At 59.1% G+C, this 19,482-nt stretch carries 5 protein-coding genes; 1 reads left to right on the top strand and 4 read right to left on the bottom strand.

What is annotated here, in order from left to right; translation table 11 throughout:
- Positions 1-34: 34 nt before the first annotated feature.
- The 4 genes from GBB18_RS00795 to GBB18_RS00780 are packed head-to-tail and all read right to left on the bottom strand — an operon-like array spanning position 35 to position 13,579.
- Positions 35-8,929: a type I polyketide synthase gene (locus GBB18_RS00795; RefSeq protein WP_192795856.1), complete on the bottom strand. Its 8,895-nt coding sequence runs from the start codon at positions 8,927-8,929 to the stop codon at positions 35-37.
- Positions 8,926-10,050 (bottom strand): class I SAM-dependent methyltransferase, encoded by a 1,125-nt coding sequence (locus tag GBB18_RS00790; protein WP_151548852.1) that lies wholly within the window; start codon positions 10,048-10,050, stop codon positions 8,926-8,928. Before GBB18_RS00790 ends, GBB18_RS00795 begins: the two co-directional genes overlap by 4 nt.
- Positions 10,047-11,813 carry an ABC transporter ATP-binding protein gene (locus GBB18_RS00785; protein ID WP_151548853.1) on the bottom strand — a complete coding sequence of 589 codons (1,767 nt, stop codon included), beginning with the start codon at positions 11,811-11,813 and terminating at the stop codon, positions 10,047-10,049. The genes GBB18_RS00790 and GBB18_RS00785 overlap by 4 nt, the downstream gene beginning before the upstream one ends.
- Positions 11,810-13,579, bottom strand: a complete 1,770-nt coding sequence (locus tag GBB18_RS00780) for an ABC transporter ATP-binding protein (protein WP_192795855.1) — start codon at positions 13,577-13,579, stop codon at positions 11,810-11,812. The genes GBB18_RS00785 and GBB18_RS00780 overlap by 4 nt, the downstream gene beginning before the upstream one ends.
- Before the next feature lie 90 nt (positions 13,580-13,669).
- Here GBB18_RS00780 and GBB18_RS00775 point away from each other — a divergent pair, with 90 nt between their 5' ends.
- Positions 13,670-19,474, top strand: coding sequence for a non-ribosomal peptide synthetase (locus GBB18_RS00775; RefSeq protein ID WP_151640425.1), 5,805 nt, complete (start codon positions 13,670-13,672; stop codon positions 19,472-19,474).
- Positions 19,475-19,482: the final 8 nt, after the last annotated feature.

Genomic DNA, 19,482 nt, shown 5'->3' with positions numbered 1-19,482 from the left:
GGGATGGAATGTGCTAGGCACGATCAGCACCCCATCAGGGAGGCTTATCGCCTTCTTCAGCTGCGGCGGCGGGCGAGCACCGCGCTCGTCCCGTTGTATGGGTTCCCGTAGCGTGGGTGCGCACTGCTTGCGAGAGCAGCGTGGCCACCCGGGCTGCCTGTGGTTGCCGAAGAATCGAATAGTGGTGTGCTGGCACGCCATGTACCTCGAAGGGGCCATCGATCCAGGAATCCCACCCGAGGTGCTCGTCCGTGCAGTCATCGACGCCCATGCCTTCCCCGCTGTTTCGGGGGGAGCGCTGATCCGCCCGCACCAGAAGAACAGCTACTTCTTGGTCCAGCAGGTGCGCACGATGATCATAAAGCGCATGAATATGGCGAGAAAATATGTCGTTTCGCACTTGTAGCGCCTTCGGAGACACGTCTACACCGTGCGCTTCGAGTTTGTCGCACAACGTGTCTACATCGGAGTCGGGGCCGCTATCACCGTCGAGGCCAAGATAGGCTTCGATAGAACGCAGCTGCCGCAACATCATGCGATTGTCGCTACACTCTTGACGCTCTTCTTCGCTCAGAGACAGCGCTTCGCCTTGATTGAGAATATCGATAATTCTTTCTGGAGAATTAGAATCCACCATCCACACAAGATCAACCGAATCCCCTTGCTTGCGAAGAGCACACGCGATTTCGTGAGCCAATGTTCCCCCCATTGACCAACCGCCAATCGTGTAGGGACCATCCGGTGATATTTCTTTGATCAAACTATAGTAAAGCTCAACCATCTCGGCGATACTCGCGCCGAGAACGTCGTGTCCGGCAATCTGCGGATCCATAATCGCCACGCATGGACGATCCGTTTCTAGGCGCCTCGCTAATTCTAGATAGCACAATGCGTCGCCTCCAGAGGGGTGAATGAAAAATATTGGCCTTCCCTCGCCTCGGGTGAGATGCAGACAACAGTCTCGAACCACACTCGCGATATCAATCTCTTTTACCCGAGGCGGCTCTGCAGACACGTTGTGCGAATCTGCGGCGCTTTCATCGCCGTCGGAGGTTCCTTCTTCCCCCTGCGCAGCGGCAGATATATACGCCTGCGCCAGTCCTTCCCGAGTGGGGTGCGCAAAAAACTCTGGGGCTACTTCTGCCATTGATAGCTGGTGGCTGTCCACGCACTCCAGCGCTGTGGAACACAACCTTTGTATAAGTTGCACGGCCAGCAAGGAATCGCCTCCGGCCCTAAAGAAGTGTTCTTCGCTTGCAATAGGAACGAGCTCGTTCCACAGCTTTTCAATGCACTTCTCTAGCTCAGCGGGGATCTCACGCACGTGTTTCTGCGGCGAGTTATGAGAATTCTCATTCTCCCCTGCCGTGAGATAATCGCTCAGAGCCATGCGCTCTTGAGGGATCTCGACAGTTTTGTGCCACGCGGATTCGCTGCCCAGTTCCAATAAGAGCTCATGTACCCGATCGAGAATCAACGATGGCACATCCCCAAACCGCTCCGGGAGAGCGGCCATGGACAACACACATTCCCCGTAGAGCTCGAAACAACGCAGTTCAAGCTCCACCTGAGGCGTGCGAACCTGCTGGAAGTACTCCGAGATATCTATCGTTCCCAAAGGGCCAGCATTGGTACTCAAGTCACCGCCCAACGCTGCGTCCATTCCGAGTGTGGACTGGAATACAATCGGCGCCACAGATCGTGCTCGGCCCATGTTCTTCAGCAGCATTCGGCTGATGTCCACTGCGCTTATGAGGTTGTGGGACAAGCACTCACCAGATTGAGCAGCAATTGACCGCGCCACTTCTCGCATCGTCGGCTGCGCGCCAGAGGAATCATTCCTCCCAAGTTCGAGGGACACTAAAGCTGTGCGCGAGAAGGGTCCCATCAGGTCCATCACATCTGGGTGTATGCCGTGTCGATTGTGCTGCAGCGTATTAAGTAGCATCGCACCACGGTGAGTGTGCTCTGCTAAAGCAAGCGCGAAAGCCGTCATTGCTGCCGTGGTAGCAGTGACACCTTCTTTACGTGCCCGTTGGCAGATGCGTGACCACGTCGCTGCAGAAATCCTGCGTTCTAGCATGAGCATCGAACCAGCGCTGTTAGCCACAGTGGCAGAACCATCTGCGGGGTGAAGCACTGGAGGCGCAGGAAGAGTGGGAAGCCGTTCGCTCCACCATTGCCGGTCCGTATCCACGGCATCTTGTTCATACTCCTGCACAGAAAGCGCGTAATCCGCGAAAGTAATGTCGAGTTCAGGTAGCGGCTCTTCACTACACAGTGCCTTCAGGAGTGCCCGGTCAAATAGTGACGCAGACCAGCCATCGAGAACGAGGAGGCTGGAGGAGACGAAGAAGCGACCATGACCGCCAGGCAGAAGTAGTGCCCCGACTATCGCGGTAGCTCCACCGTTTACTGGATTCGGTCCTTGGTGAGTCATAGTGTGGCGGTGCTGCTGCAGGGCTGCCTCGAGTTCTTCCGGCGCAGTCAGCCCACGCATATCGACAACACGCACCTCCACGCATGAATCGATAACGTCTGCCGACGTTGGCCGGAAATATTGAAGTGAGTCTTCATCAATGCTCACACGCAGCATTGGGTGCGCCACAGCCACACGGCGGCAGGCAGAACGCAGGATTCTCGTCGCCTCCGCTGGGTCGGTGATCTGCATATTCCACAGCGGAACGTCGGTATAGACGTGCGCGGTCGGATACGACACGTCGAGCGCCTGCGTCTGGCCCACAAAATATGCCTGTTGGAGAGACATCAGCGGGAAACGCTGCTGAGGATCGGCACGCTTGAGCTCGATGCTGGCTTGGCCTTCTGGGTGCTCTGCTGGGGACGGTGCGAGCAGCTGTGCGAGCTTGTCCACTACCTCGCTGACGGTGACATCTGCCCTCATCAGTGGCGCCGGAAGGGTGCACCCCAACTGGGATTTCAGGGTGTTCGCGATACGAACAGCCAAGAGTGAGTCTCCCCCGATATCGAGGAGGGTGGAGTCTCGTTGAATGGACTCAGCAGGCACGCCGACAAGATCGGCCCAAGCCTGACGCACGACCTCTACAAGATCAGTGGCATCGCCGCTGAGCTGTTCCTCCTCCGCAACCGAGGATGCCTGCTCGTCCGCCGCGGTGTCCTTGGACGAGGAGGATTCGAGCCGGTCCTGATTGTGCTGCTGGCCGTCCTGAGCTTGCTGCGCTGTGATGTCGGTGGTGCCGCCGAGGATCCGAAGATACTTCTCGAAGAAGATTTCTGCTTCATCGATGTCCACGACATCAGCAACATCCCATTGCAGTACAAGCTCACCGCGATGAAAGAATGCCTGGTGATCCAGCCACACCTGCGGAGTTTGGGAGATACCGGTGACATACTCGCCCAGCCAACTGTGGTCATGGTCTTGTTCGAAGTCGACCATGCTGGTGAATACCACCGGAACGCTGACGACGTGTCCGCGCGCACGAGACAGCGCATGAAGCACTTCCACTCCGGACATCGCGCGATGATCCAAGGCATCAAAAAGTTCTCGGTTGGTCGCTCTCAGTCGATCGTCCTGCAACGCTTCTCCAGCATCAGCGTGACTGCGCAGGAGCAGCATGGAGGAGAATTCCCCAACCACCGAGTCGACCTGCTCTGCCCATTCGGCAGGAAGCGCACTCCGGCGATCAAAATGGGTCACCGAGACAGCAATATCTTCTTGCTCTGCATAATCGTGAAGCACGTGGGTATAAGCGCTGAGTAGCAGGCTGGTGAGCGACACTCCCGCTTGCTGAGCACGCTGACGCAGCTCTGCCAGGGCTTGGCCCTGGACACGGCCGCTCAATCGTGTGAAGCGAGGCGCACCATGAGCGGGATGGCGCGCAATAGCAGGTGCCTCAGGGAATCCGTCGAGCTGAGAGTCCCAATAGTCGCGGGCCCGCCGACGCTGTGCGGTCTCCGTCGGTTGGCTGGCGTGGAAACGCTGAATGTCCTCAAATGTCAAGGGCAGCGGCTCCAGAGCTACCTCGGGGTGCTCGTAGTAGTGCTGCACACAGGAGTCGACGATGAGCCATGATGCGGAATCCACCATGAGCACATCGACTGCGATCATTACATGATCGCCGGCATCGGTGCGCACAATTTCCACCAACACTGGGAAGTCTACGGCGGGATCAGACACCCGGCGCGAAACGCGCTCTCGGGTGCGTTCCACGAGCCTGCGCTGCGTCTCAGCCGAGGTGGCGCGTGCATCATGCACGTCGATCGTGGGGGCTCGGCGATCGCGAATGCACTGCTCTCCGCTTTCCACGATGACAGCGCGCAGCATGGGATGGTGTGCCACTGTGGCATCCCATGCCGCCTGATACCGAGCGATATCGAGCTCCGGCGCACGGTACTCGAGGTAGAACTGGCACGCCACCCCACCAAGTTCATAGCCATCGCCTCGGCCCACCCAGTAGGCGTGCTGAATACGGGTCAAGGGAAATGGTTCGTGAGCAGTGCCGAGGGTGGAAGCCACAGCTTCCGTGGGGGCTGGGTCCGGAGCATGCGCGTCGCGCTTATCGACGCTATGTTCCCCGTGGTCGAGGTGGTCTGCGAAGGTCCGTACCGTTGGATAATCGAGAAGATCGCGCAGCCGGGCGTGTATGCCGTGCCGCTGTTGCAACAACGAGAGCACTCGGGTCGCGAGGAGCGAGTGCCCGCCCGCGGCGAAGAAATCGGTGTCAAGATTGAGGTCACGTGCACCTAGAACCTCCGCCCACACTTCTGCTACTGCGCGTTGCTGAGTTGTCCATAATGCAGCTTCTTCTTGCTGCTCCACGCACGCTGGCGTGGTCGCTCGACGCGTGACCAACGTGCGGGATCGAGCGTTGAGCTCACCAGCAGATAGCGCGAAGTGTAATCCGGTGTCAGACGTACTTTCTTCCCGCACAACCTTGTCAATGACATTCAAAGCATCATCGATATCGATAGCGTGACGCAAAGAGACTTCCGAGGCAGCGGTGTTTTCCTCTTCACTTCCCAGCCGGAAACGATCGAAGTCGATCACCGTCCATCCTCGGGCGGTAGCACAGGCATCAATGAAGGCACTGGCAGCAACATATCCACCTAGCCCGAAACCACCGATAGTTACTGCTGCAGAGGACATCACGAGGACACGTGGGCTGCTGCCGCTGTCTTGAATGGCTGTGGCCAAACACTCCAGACCTGCAATCTTGGCCGACATGACGCGGCTGAGCCCGTCCTCATCCATCTCTTCAAAGGTGAGCAGATCAATCTCCGCCGGAGCGAAAATGCACACGTCGTAATCTTCGTGGGCCAATATCTCCTGCACCCTGGCTTCATCGGTGACATCTGCGGCTTCCCAGCGCAGCTCCCCGGCAGCGATCGCCGCGGCCAGCCGAGCTTGATGCCCCTGTGCGGCCGGCGCCGTGCGCGAGCACACCGTCACCTCGTGGCCGTGGCCAACTAGGTGCAGACACACGTTGCTACCGACACGGCCTGTGCCACCAAGCACTAAGACCTGCAGCGCCGGGGCCGACGCTGCAGCGCCGTCGGTGTGCGTGTCCTTGTGCAGCACAGCATCCAACGCTGGATTATCTTCGGCACTAACCCAGCTTCGTTGGAGCAGCACACCACCGCGCTGCGCATAGTGGAATCCACCGCCCGCGCTGCGGTTGAGCATCCTCGCGAGAAGATGTGGGTGTGCCTGGGTTCCCAGCGGTTCCTCGAGATCCACGGTGGCCCAGGCGATCCCGCCATGCTCCTGAGCGAATACTCGAGCGGCCGCTATCGTGGCCGCGCGATGAGCTTCGGGGCTATCTGCGGAAGTGACTGCGGCGCTGGCGTGAGAGACAACGAGCAGCGCTGGACCACTCTGCTGAGACTCTGACGGCTGGCTCCATAGCTTGTGCAGCTCAACGTAGGCCATTAGCTCCGCTCGCACCCGATCGAGTGCGGGCGCAGTCTTCTGCGTGGACAGCAGCGTTGGGAAGAACACCACACCATCGAGGTCGGCCCACGATGCGTGGTCCTGTGCACCATAGTCCACCCACTGCACACTCGGATCGAGTGTGGCAGCCTGGTGGCGAGCCTCAGGGGGCCAATAAGCGAACACGTACGAGCGTTCGGTGTCCCCAGCCTCGGGCGCATCGACCAAGCAGTACTTGGGAATTTGGGCCTGAACCGTGCGCGATCGGCGACTGGCCTGGGTGCTGCTGTGGCTCGGTTTCACCGTCGGGGTGCGTCGATAAGAAAACCCCATCTCTGCCACTAAGTGGGGAGCAAAGCCCTCGTCTGTGACGAGTTCGGAGGCTGCAGAGTCGCGGCCGGCCGCCCACACATGTCCGCGCACCAGCTGGTGTGGAGTAATACCTGGGTTCTGCTGTGCTGGGGCAAGACTGAGACTCGCCTTGCAGATGGGCCTCCGGGCGACCATTTTCGCAAGCCCCAAACCGGGCCCGATATGGCAGGCGAGCACACCGTCATATCCTTGGCGCTCGAGTGCGTCGATGGCTGTGTCCACCGCCGCATCGAAACGCACCGGCTGGCGCAAATGCTGCACCCAATACTCGGGGTCAATCTTCTCCCCAGCACCGTGGACCTGCGTGTCGAGACAGCTCACCATGGTTCCTTGCCCAGTGGGTGATCCGACAGTAGTGGCTACCTCGCGAAACGCCGCCAGTTCTCCTTCGATGAGCCGGGAATGGCTGGCTGCCGCAATACCGACATTTCGGGTCGTTGCGCCCGCTTCTTCCACAGCGTGTCGAAGCACAGCGATGTCCCGACGCGGCCCACTCAGCACCACGGCATTGGGCGCATTGATTGCAGCGATATCGCAGGCCTGAAACGCTGCACGAACAGAAGCGTCTGTGGCGGAGTCACGACAGAGTTCCTCTAGGGCTGTCGCGCCCAGCCCCACGCTGAGCATCTCTCCTTCTGGTGCGTTCTCCATTGCTTGTGCACGGGCGCACACCAGTGAAACGGCGTCATCAACCGAGAGCGTGCCTGCGATCGTTGCCGCAGCATACTCGCCGGCACTATGACCAAGCATCACGTCCGGCATGATCCCTTCCGCCTGTGCGGCACGGGCAAGCGAGACGCTGTAGGCGAAGAGAGAAGACAAGAGGAGAAGGGGTGCAACAGGCTCATGCTGGGCCTGCTCGGCAGCAACGTCCTCGGTCAAAAATGCGAGACAATCTGTGCCGGTTTTTTCGTGAAAGCGCTGGCACAAGTCATGCAGGTGCGTCCAGAATTCTTGCTCACCGGCATGCCCTAGCTCGGCACGATGCAGCCCCGCTGCAGCTCCCCGCAGTGGCACACCAGCACCGGGGAATACCCACAGTAGGGCGGGGTTATTCCCACTATCGACAACGGTGGGCTCGGCGATGGCATCGTCGTGTGTATCGGATGCACGTGCACGCAGCTGGGAAAGGGAATAGACCGCCCGATAGCGTCGCTGCAATCGATGCACGGCCAGCATCCCAGCGAGTTGATGGCTGCAATCAGGATGAGTAGCGAGAGTGATTCCAACACGCCGCGCCATGTCTCGCACGCTGTCTGCGGTATGCGAACTGAGCAAAAATAGAGGATCTTCCTGCGGTTTCAGAGAAACACTGTCCCGCTCCGCCTCAGTGTTTTGCACCGGCGTGCAGCGCTCATCATATCCGGCGATAACGTGGCAATTCACGCCCCCGATGCCCAGTGCACTTACTCCTGCCCACCGTTGCGCTGCATCCCACGTACGCGGGGAAGAAAGGAGCTTAAGGTTCTGTGTGCGCGCAAGCGATGGGTGTGGCGAATTCGCGGTGTGCGCAGGCGGCTGAATACCAGTAGCCGCGGCCTGAATCGAAGCAATGAGGCTAGCGATGCCCGCTGCACTATCAGTGTGACCAATGTGGGCTTTGATCGAACATAGAGGGAGGTCATCGTCGTGACGTTGCCCGTATGCTTGGGAAAAGGCCGCAATCTCTACGTCGTCGCCTAACACCGTAGCTGTGCCGTGACCGTGCAACAGCCCAATATCTTGTGTTTCAAGACCGGAGACTGCCAAAGCTTCTTCAATGGCGGCGACGTGCCCTTCTACTGATGGGGCGCTAAAGCTGGCTCGGCCATACCTACCATCATTAGATACAGCGGAGCCTGCGATCATTCCCAGCACGGGCTGGTTCGCACGCAGCGCGTCTGTCGTTCGCCGCAATACGATAACGCCCGCGCCTTGGGTGAACACGGTTCCATCGGCGTCACTGCCATAGGAGTGGGTAAAGCCAGACGGCGAGTATGGCCCATCAGGAACAGCGACATAGCCGCCCAGATGCGCCCCCACGTCTTTCAGGCTCACGCCAACGACGATGGCGGTATCACACTCATGCACGTGCAAGCTATTGAAGGCTTGATGAACAGCCACCAAAGACGATGCACACGTTGCGCCGATACTCATCGTTGGACCAGTGAGGTTGTACCGGTACGCAATGCGTAGAGGCAGATAATCCGCAACGTTGCGGGAGTGCAGATCGAGGCTGCGGACAGGATCCGTGCCGCCCCTCGGATCGAAATCATCAGAAAGGTTGTCGTGGAGATATACCGATTCTGCGCAGGAAGAAAAAACACCGGTAACTCCCCACTCTTCTTCCCCTGTAAAACCGGCAAGATCAAGCGCTTCACCAACCAATTCCATCGCCAGCAGCATTTGCGGGTCAGTAGACTGCGCGGCGCTCTCACTCAATCCGAGTGCCTCAACATCGAATGCGTCCATGTGGCTGAGATCGCCGACGACGGGAACAAAATGCGGATGGCGATGTAGTGCGGAGGCACCTGCGTCCTGCGACGGTGTGCGGCGACCATAGCCGAATTCACCGTCTACTTGGAGGCCAAGGAGTTGCGCTGGGGTGTCGGCACCGGGGTACCTGCACGTCATAGATACGACGGCGATAGCGGGGTTAGCCCGAGTCACGAGACTGATTCCTCCTTGATGAGCTCTAGGCTGAATTGGTCCAGCCATTCCAGGGGGTGGTGTTTTTCTGGGTACCGGCTTTTAACGGTGAGACCCGCTGCCGTGGCTGCCTCTACCCATTCCTCACGGTTGAGAAAAATGCGTCCGCTGCTTCCGCGGGCATCCTGAAATTCTTGGCGCGGCCCATTCGGATCTGGCGCCATCAGAAACCTCATCGAGATCTGCAGGGGAAGATGTTCTGTTCCTGTCTCGATGAGATACATGCTCCCTTTCGGCCGCAGTTGTGCGGACAACTCCGAGAGCAGTTGCACAGGCCTCAGTGCGTTATGGGCAACGTTTCCACAGGCGATTACATCGAACCCCGAGCCTGAATGGAGGGAATCCAAAGCCTCACCAGGGGCATCATTGATATCGACGATGCCGAAGTTCATACCGGGACGTCCTGCGTAGCGCAGCTTTGCACGATGCAGGAACCACCGCGAGACGTCGCTAAAGGTGTAGTCCACGTGTGTGTTCCGGAGAGCATCAAGAACTGGGTCAGTGAGCGCGCCTGTACCCGCGCCTATCTCTGCCACGGCGAGCCTGGATGGGCAGCGCGCTGCGCGGGCAGCAAGCTGGGTCGCCACGTTGGTATTGATGGCACTACTGATCGGGTTGTTCTGATACATAGCCGACGCGGCACTGAGTGCATCGTTGTCGAAAAGTATCTGTCGCACGGTGTTTTCTCCCACAATGAGCGACTCGAGTTCGGCATCACAGGTGGAGAAAAATGCGTCAAGATTTTTTTGATTGTCGATGGTGCTCTCGTCCCACCCAGCTTCGGAAAGTAGCTCCTCGCCACGCACGCGGACTTCGGCCCACGAACATGACTGGGGCACGTCACCGGCGTCCTGAGCAAGCAATTCCCTCCATCGTTTCTGCTGGGCGTCGGGGTTCGAGGTAATGCTTTCCCAGCGGCGCAGAATCGGTGTGAGATGCGCCGGTACGTGAGCGTGATCGACATTCCTCAGCACTCGAGATATCGAGTCATATGCGGCCTGCTCTCGGTAGACATGGTGCACTTTTAACGCGTGGACGCGCCCGGCTGTGAGATCAGGGGAGACTGGATCCATACTGGTCATGACCGGCTATCCCCTCCTCGCTCCGCAGAAGACGAGTGCATCGCTTGGAATGTGGAACAGCGCGACAGCAGTTCGCTGTAGGTGCCGGCATCGACGATGCGTCCAGAATCCATGACGACGATGCAGTCGGCTGACACGACTGTGCTCAACCGGTGTGCCGCCATCACAACGGTGGAATCTTGCCGCAGCTGCTCGATGGCCTGCATGATGATCCGCTGCTGGAAGGCGTCGAGCGCGGAGGTGACCTCATCAAGCAACACCACGGGTGCTTGTTTGAGTAGAGCGCGGGCGATGGCCACACGCTGTCTTTCTCCACCCGAGAGCCGCTCGCCGCCTTCGCCCACGACGGTGTCAACGCCATCCTCAAGATGCCGCGCGAGATCCTCTACCCCGCACATGTCCATGACGTGCTCGATCTCTGCAGCGCTAGCGCTGGGTCGAGCAAGGACAATGTTGTCACGAATACTGGTATTGAGCAGGTAGGTGTCCTGAAAAACCACGCTGACGTGAGCGGAAATATCCTCGACGCTCATCCCGCGCACGTCCCGCCCCATAAGGTGCACTGTTCCGGAATCAACATCCCCGAAGCGTGCCAGCAGGGACAGCAGGGTGGTTTTCCCGGATCCTGACGCGCCGACAACCGCAACCAGACCCGGTCCGTCGAAGTCCAGGGTGAGGTCATCGACCCCAGAGGTGGAGCTCGGGTAGTACATGCTCGCGTGTTCCAGCGAGAACGCCGCGGGCTTTCCCGTCTCGGGGTTGATTTTGGGTGGCTGAGCAGCACGCTCAGGGTCCTGCTGTAGTTGTGGGGTAGCGAAGAAATCCAGCAGCCGCTGCACTGCATTCCGGGCCATGCGCAGCGCTGCTGCGAGTTCAGCGACACCGCGTAGAGGTTCGATACACCTCAACAGCAGCAGAATGTTCAGCACAATTGCTATACCGCTCTGCCCACTGTGAACTCCGTGCACAACGGCCACCACCAGGCTCAGCGCAATGGTGAGCTGCACCATGAAGGCGAATACAGTCACGCCTGGCAGGACCAAGCGGATCATGCGTGCGGTGTCGTCGCGAACGCGATCGAGTGCGGTATCGATGCGCTGCCGGCCGAAGCTTTGGGCAGAAGCCAAGCGCAGAGTCGGTTGCAGGCGAGCAAACTCGATCACCGCGCTAGCGGCTAGTTCTTGGGCTTCATGCAAGCGACCGTCGCTGGCGGCCACCATAGCGCGCCCCCATACTGCCGCGCCCCAACAGAAAAGCAAGAGCACCCAGAGGATCCCTCCAAGGAGGAGATCACGCGATGTCAGCAGCACTGCCAAGGAACACGGCACGATCACCGCTGGAATGAGACGCGGGAGAAGATGCGCTGGAATCGACATGGCCTGCATCACGTCCCCCGTGGTCAGAGTCGCGAGATCGCCCCTGCGGTCCGTGCGGAACCAGCCATAAGGAAGCGAGATGAGAGTGCAGCGCACCCGCTCTAAGAGTCCTTCGGCCAAGGAATATCCTGCGCCCCTACTCGCCATGACGCCCAGACTGGAGACGAGCACCCACACCGCAGCGAGCAGAAACGCCGGCCACAGCGGAGCGTCCTCGGTCAGTGCCACGGTGGCCATGACTATTGCCGCGACCTCCACCAGGCTGGCAGCGGCTACCACGCCGATCGCTATCCCGACGCGGCGGCGATCACGAGCGTCAAGAGAGAGCACCAGTCCGCGAAATGTGGACCGTGCTGCGGCATTCGAATGTGTGCTGTGAGTACTCATCTCGGACCTACAATCCCCGCACAAAGCTGGCTGAATACCGAGTCGCGCTGGGCGCGTAAGTCCGCCGGACTACCGTGTTCGACAATGCTGCCGCGGTCCATCACCCACACCTGTCGCGCCTGTGTGGCGAAGGTGAGTCGGTGGTCAATCCTGATAATGGTGACTCCTTGTTGGTGGTGTTCTTCCAACCCCTGATCGATGCGTCGCTCGCCGAGCACATCAACTGCAGCGGTAGGTTCGTCGAGAATGAGTACGGGCTTTCGCTGGTAGAGAGCGCGGGCGAGAGTGAGCCTTTGGCGTTCACCGCCACTAAAAGAGGCTTCCCGGCCAAGAATGGTGTCCGTGCCCTCTGGCAGGGCGTATACCCGCTCATCGAGTTGCGCCTGCTGCAGACAGGAATCGATGCCGGCGCTGAGTGCTTCGCGCCCCATGGTGACGTTGTCTGCGATGCTCGCCTGCAAAATTCCTGGGTGTTGGCCTACGAAGGCGACATGCGTACCGATTGCTCCCAGCGGTAGTTGCGTAATGCTCACCGCTCCCGAGGGGGCATGGATGATGATGTCGCCCTCATCGAGGGAATACAGCCCCGCGAGGACCTGCGCGAGTGTTGATTTTCCGCCTCCAGAAGGTCCAACTATGGCCACGCTTTCCCCGCGATGGATGATCCCGCTTACCCGGTTGAGGACGCGATGCCCCTGCCGCGAACAACTCACCTCACGCAGCTCGATGGACTCCCAGTCTTCAGGCCACTGGCTGTGTACGCCGTGAGTCTCATCGCGGGGGCTGTCCGTTGCGCGTTGCCCCAGCGCCGCATCTAAGCGTTGCGCTGCGGCCAGCCCGGCGCTGATGTGTTGTGCGGCATAGGCCAGCGGCAAGATGGGAGCTCCCACCATCGGCGCGAGCAAGGCGGCATAGGCGATCGCCGCGGTGCCGACGTCGAACAGCAGCCCAACTCCAATGGCGATTACAAAAGCGGGCACGGGGCTCAGGAGGATCTCCGCCGCCGTCATTTTGCGTCCCACATCCATCGCCCATGCGTGGACGAAACGGCTATAACGCGTCGCGGCCTTCCGGAATTGATCGGCAGAGGCCGTCTCATCATCAACGGTGAAAAAGACTTTCGAGACAGCGACACCTTCCACGGCGGCGACACTTGCACTGTCGAGGGCGGAAACATGTGCGAAATACTCGTCCATCTTCGCCATCGCGGTGCGCCCGTGATAGAGCTGAATACCGGCCCCGATTAGAGCCGGAACACAGGCAATAAGTCCAGCCTGTGGAGAAAGAACCGCCAGGGCGATCAGGGCGAATACTGGTGTGAGAACCGAGGCTACGGCGTCGATAAGCGCATGCGCAACGACGTTGTGTAGGGCCCCAACATCATCTGTGAGCATTCGTTTCACTGCCGCTGAGTCTTTTTCAGCGAACTCGTCCATGGGCTGCCGTTGCAGATAATCGGCGATATCCCCGCGCAGCTCACGCTGGAGAAAAGTATCGGCTAGGTGGCTCACCGTGGTCGCCGCACCCAAAAAGATCGCTTGGCCGAGGAATCCGAGGATGGCTCCTATCAACAGCGGCCACGGGAGAGCCCCAGTTCCGAGGTCGGTGACCAGCCATCCTGCCACTGCTGCGGTGCAGAGCATTCCCGCCACAGCACTGAACGAGGACAGCGCCTGCAAGACCGAAGCGAACAGCAGCCGGCGACGGATTGGGGCAACGATGCGCATAAAAACTCCATAGTCCACGCGCTCTTCGGAGCTGCTCATCGTGAATCTTTTTCCCTTCATCACGCTTCATTGGAAACCACGCTTAACGAAGCCTAGGCAACCTTCACTCTTTGAGGTAAAAATCTAACTATGAATTCTCCAATTGGCAACGTTGCCCATTACGCACTGAGATCCCTGTTCACTGCCCTCGACAGTGAAAACCTCACTGAGAACGTTGGTGCACTGCCCAATCCCGAACTCCTCACACTGCGTGAATGCGGAGTCACATCCTTTCAGGCCCTTAAAATCCAACAAACCTTGCGCCAGGACTTAGGGATACAGATCCCTCTCAGCGAGCTTCTTGGCACACTCACCTTGGGCGAGCTCGCACGGCGCTACCACCCCCAAATGGGAGCAGACTCCAGTGCTCAGGTGCAGGCCGAAGATTCCTCACCCCTTCCTTCCTCCGCGGACGCTGCCGAAGAGATGCCACTCACCGCTCTTCAGACTGCGTATTGGGTTGGGCGCTCCCACGAGTTTGAACTTGGTGGGGTGGGATCCCATTGGTTCAACGAGTACATTCTCGATATCGACGCCATCACCCGCAGTCCCGCAGCCCGATATCTCTTAGATGACGCGCCGGATACCACCCCAGCTGAACTCGCAATTGACGTCCTTGACGTCGCCTTTCGTCGAGTGCTCGCCTCGGAAATCACTCTGCGTAGCGCGGTCACAGCTGAGGGCTGCCTGCGGGAGGCGGTGATCGACTGCCGCGATTTTCGGATTGAACGCGTCGACCTACGTGCCAGCGATCAGCAGACTGCGCAGGAGCGCTTGATGATGCTGCGCCGCAGCCATTCGCACCTTGTCTTCGACCCGATGCGCTGGCCGATGTTCGCGATCACGGCGATCCTCTTGCCTGACCACAGCGTGCATCTTTTACTCAGCACGGATGCAGTTCTTCTCGACTATGCGTCTTTTACCACCCTACTCACACGCTGGAAGGAGGCAGTGTATATGCCGTTTTCTGAGATGAGCGCTCACGATACATTTCGCCAGCACTCTCCCTTGCCGGAGTCGCACGATGCCCAGGCATGGTGGGAGAAACAGGAACTCTGCCCCCCACCTACCTTGGCTGTCGCTCCACAGGACGCCGCAGACACCACTACTCGATACCAGCGTCGCATTGATGGGAAGACCTGGGCGCGGATAGTGGAGCAGTGCGAACGTCACCACGTCTCCCCCACGGGATTGCTCTTGACGGTATATGCAGTGCTCTTAGATAGATTCCGGGTGAACGATGAGGATTTCTCCATTAACCTCACCGTCTATGATCGTCCTCCGGGACAATCGGATGTCATTGGCGACTTCAGCAGCAATGCCATCTGTGATGTTCCTACGTTGAACTACACCGTTCCTGCAGAGCACACGATTAAAGAAATCACCGATCGGCTGTGGGAGTGCGTTGATCACCGCGCCTACCCTGCCAGCGCCGAGCGCAAGCGTCGGAAGCTGCACGAACACGCTTCGCCTTTTAGTGCAACCGATCCCATCGTGTTCACCTCCACTCTCGGCGTAGGAACAACTGATGCCGAAGAGTGGCTTGGGAACAAGCAGCTCGGATTGTCTCAAACTCCGCAGGTTTTGGTCGACCATCTCGTATTCACCGCAGGTGATGACCTCGTGCTCGTATGGGATGTGCGCGACGGAGAATGGCCAGAGGACATGTGGACGAGCTTCGCAGATTCTTCTCTCCGAGCAATGTCCCAATTCGCCACGAGCGATGCGTGGCATCGACCGAGTCTAGGATGGATGCCTTTCCACATCGAGATGGATGCCCCAGCAGATGCCGGTGTCCCCGAGGACGACGGTCTGCTCCATACTCCTTGGATGCGAGCCGCCAAGCGCTATCCAGAGCGTCCCGCAGTCATCACCACTAGCACTACTCTGACGCACAGAGAGCTAGAAGAGCGCGTCTCCGCACTGCGCACGACCCTTGGCACACAGGTCAATGCTGGTGACCGTGTCATCATCGCTATGCCAAAGTCAGCCGCTCAAGTGGTCTCTGCGCTGGCTGTATGTGCCAGCGGGGCGGCCTATGTGCCCGTTGACCCCGCGTGGCCAGCAGCTCGAATCGAGGCAGTCGTGAAGCGGGCGACACCATCGACGATCCTCACTCTGTCCGATGAATCTGAAGCTCTCCGCGCCCTGGCAGAGACCTATTCGCTGAGTCAGGTCGCGCTCCGCTACGACGGGACGCTGGACACCAGCTGCGCTACTGCTCTAAAGGAAGAACACTCTTTAGCACCAGCACCGAGCCACACCAGCCCCGACGATCTGGCCTACATCATCTTTACCTCGGGTTCCACAGGAGAGCCCAAAGGTGTCGCAATCGAGCACCGTCACGCCCGCGTAACCATTGATGACGTTAATGACCGATTCAACATAACCGCAGATGACAGCGTGTTGGGGGTGTCGTCGCTCAGTTTCGATCTGTCTGTGTACGACGTGTTTGGGATGCTCGGTGTCGGGGGATGCGTGATCCTTCCAGATCCCCACGAGGCCATCGATCCCACCTACCTCGCCACGCTCATCGAGAAGCACGGAATCACAGTGTGGAATTCCGCTCCCGCGACCTTCGAGCTCGTTATCGATGCACTGGAAACCAACCCTCAGCCACCGTCGATTCGCAGCCTGCGGCATGTACTTCTCTCTGGTGATTGGCTTCCCATCACGCTGCCCACACGTATGTGGTCTCTCAGCCCCTCTACCTATATTCATAGCCTTGGTGGCGCGACCGAAGCGGCTATCTGGTCCATCACCTATCCCATCACAGCGGTGCACGAGTCGTGGAAGAGTATTCCCTATGGCCGTGCCCTCCGTGGCCAAGAGTTCTTGGTGCTTGATGAAGACGGCCTACCCTGCCGAGTGGACCAACCCGGAGAGCTACACATTGGTGGACACGGAGTGGCCCGCGGCTACCTAGCGGATGAAGAAAAAACGAATGACCGCTTCATCATTCATCCCGTGCTGCAACGACGTTTCTACCGCACAGGCGATATCGGTAAATGGCGGAGTGATTCCACCATCGAATTCTTAGGTCGAAATGATCGCCAAGTAAAAATTAATGGTTTCCGTATCGAACTTGGCGACGTCGAAGCAGCACTGCAACGCATGCCCAATGTTCGCGGTGCTGTCGTCACCGCAGTTCGAGGACCAGACAATCGGCAAAGGCTGATCGCCTATGTTGCGCAACATGACAACTCAGCCGCCTCTGACTATTACCAGCAGCTCAAAGACTCGCTGCCCAACTACATGGTGCCGCACCGCATCGTCACACTAGACGCCCTGCCGTTGACCGACAATGGAAAGGTTGATTTCTCCGCACTACCCGATCCCTTCAGCACCTCCCGAAAGAAAAATGCGGCGCCAACTCAGCACTCCTCCACGGGAGAGGTGTCCACGGAGAGCGAAAAGGAATCGCCTGCCCCCGCAGAGAGCAACCTCAGCACGGCGACCGCGGTGGATAGCGCAGCCCACTACACCCCACGACCTATCCGTACGGAAGAAGAGACAGAAGAACAGAGCGAAAGCCCAGATTTCGACGATGCAGTGCATGCATTCATTTCCGCCCGTACTGACCACGAGCACTGGAAGAACCTGCCCTTACTCGCTCTCGGTTTCGACAGCGTCGGCCTCGTCCAGCTAGCGCTGCTCATTGAGGAGCACACCGGAACGCGCCCCTCACTCACGACGTTGACCAAGGCTGAAACGACAGGAGCGCTCATAGAATCTCTCAGGAGTACGTCCTCTGAGACTGATACGACGACTCCAGAGGATGCACCACGCCCTCGTCATTCGGCCGACAGCCCCTTACAACACCCATCAACGGTGGACTCACCCCCAGAGCGCAGCGTCCTTTACTCGCCTTCGTCGAACAGCGAGCACGCGGAGGAAGGGGCGCAACGTGGCCAGACGGCGGAACCACTGTCGGTACGTATGCACCGTATTGCCGATGCCTTAGCACGCATCGAAGAGTGTGTTTCTGCTGTCGACCAACTAGAGCAGCTCCTTGGTCTCAAGAACTCGGAAAACCCGCAGACATCTGATCGGACTGCGTGTGCCCCAGCACCGCAGAGCACGATGGCGGAGTTGGTCGAAGTGGACGACGCTGCGCTCGACGCTATCGGTAGAACAACTCCTCCCAGTACGGCGCGTGTAGACGCTCATGACGCTGACAACTGTGATGTGCCGTTTAACGAGATGCAACTTGCCTATTTCATCGGCCGTCAAACACCGTTTTATGGTGCCAAGACAGCCGCGCATTACTACACAGAGCTTCACTGTTCGGAGCTAGACCCGCAACGGCTCCAGGCGGCGTGCACACGCACGGTGGACGTCTTCGACTGCCTTAAGCTGTACGCAACGGCCAACGCAACGGCCCGCCGCGACCCTGATGCTGGAATCGACGTCGCTACCCTTGACCTCAGCGATCTCTCCGAAAACGAACAGCAGCACCGACTCTCGGGCATTCGCGAGGAGCGTGCCACTCGGGTTCTTGACTCCAGGCACGCGCCTTTGATCGAGGTGCTTGCCATCCACACCGGTCACAGACAGTGGCGAGTGATTGTCGATGTGGATCTCTTGTTCTTCGATGCGCCCACTGCCCTACGCATCACCCGTGTCATCGAGCAGGAGTATCTTCAGCCTGGGTGCACACGGGAATGGGATCGTGTCCCCCTCCCCGCCGCGGCTGCCCCCATTCGGCAGGCGGAACCGGGAGCCCCCATTGCGCCATCACCGGCCCTACCCCTCACCGCTGTCGGTGCCGGCTCCGAACCAACGGACCCACACCACCCGGCGGGAAGTCGCCACTGTTGGCACAGGCTACGCCATGTTGTACCGGCACATCTGGCCTCCACATTGGAGGAGGACGCGATGCACTACTCTGCCTCTTTGACCCAGTACATCATCTGGTGTGTCGCCCAGACTCTTTCTCCCGAGGAGGACTGCAGTCTCATTCTGACGACAAACCCTGCAGCTATCACGGATCCTGATGGCCCAGCGGGAGAACTCACCCATACCGCAGTTCTGACGGTGCCGTGTAGCCAAGGCGAAGCGGCAGCGAAGGCGGCATTGCATACGCAGTATTGGGAGAGCATGGATGCGAGAATCAATGCGCCACACGGCATGGCCCATGGCAATGACCAATTGCGCGCTGCCAGAAACGCCGGTGTAGCTCTGCCTGTCGTTTCGATATCGAGTGCGTTGGGCAGCGCCCCTGGTGACGCCTCGCAGCTGTTCACCGCTCTCGGCGAGACCGTCTATGCCATCTCTCAAACCCCTGGGATGTTGCTCGATGTCCAGGCGTTCCGTACAGAAGAGCAGGGAGATCTCGTAATTAACTGGGATTTTGATTCCACCGTCGTCGATGCAGCTACCTTGGGTCGTCTCTTCGATACGTTCCTCTCGTTGCTGAATCGTTCGCACATCACACCAGAGTCCAGGCACAGCGAGACTAGTGCGCAGCGGCATCCCGACTCTGCGGCAATCCGGGAGCTTGTGCACTCCACACTCAGCGACACCGCGAGCCTCGACGATCTTGATCCACAGCGTCCCTTCTTCGAGCAATCCATCACTTCGCTGGACTTAGTTGCCGCGCAGCAACGATTGCAGGCACAGGGCATGAATGTCACGGTCGTGGATCTACTTACCAATCCCACAGTCGATGCGCTCGTAGCGAAGATCGTCGATTCATCTTCGGCATCCGAATCCAGCACCGCACCTGATGCTCGGCGCCTCGTTGCCGACAGAACGAGCAATCACACGGTCACTGCCGACAGCCCCACTCGAGCAGAGCGCGGAACTGAGCAGGCTCCCCGGCGCGAGAGCCTCTCGCGTCGGGCCCGCGGGCACCGGCGTGCCGCTATCCTTGCGAACTATCACGATGCATAAACCCCATC

The organism is Corynebacterium sp. 11A, from assembly GCF_008930935.1.
GTDB lineage: Bacteria > Actinomycetota > Actinomycetes > Mycobacteriales > Mycobacteriaceae > Corynebacterium > Corynebacterium megadyptis.
Note: the sequence above shows the minus strand (reverse complement) of the source record. Positions and strands in the feature narration are given on the sequence as shown.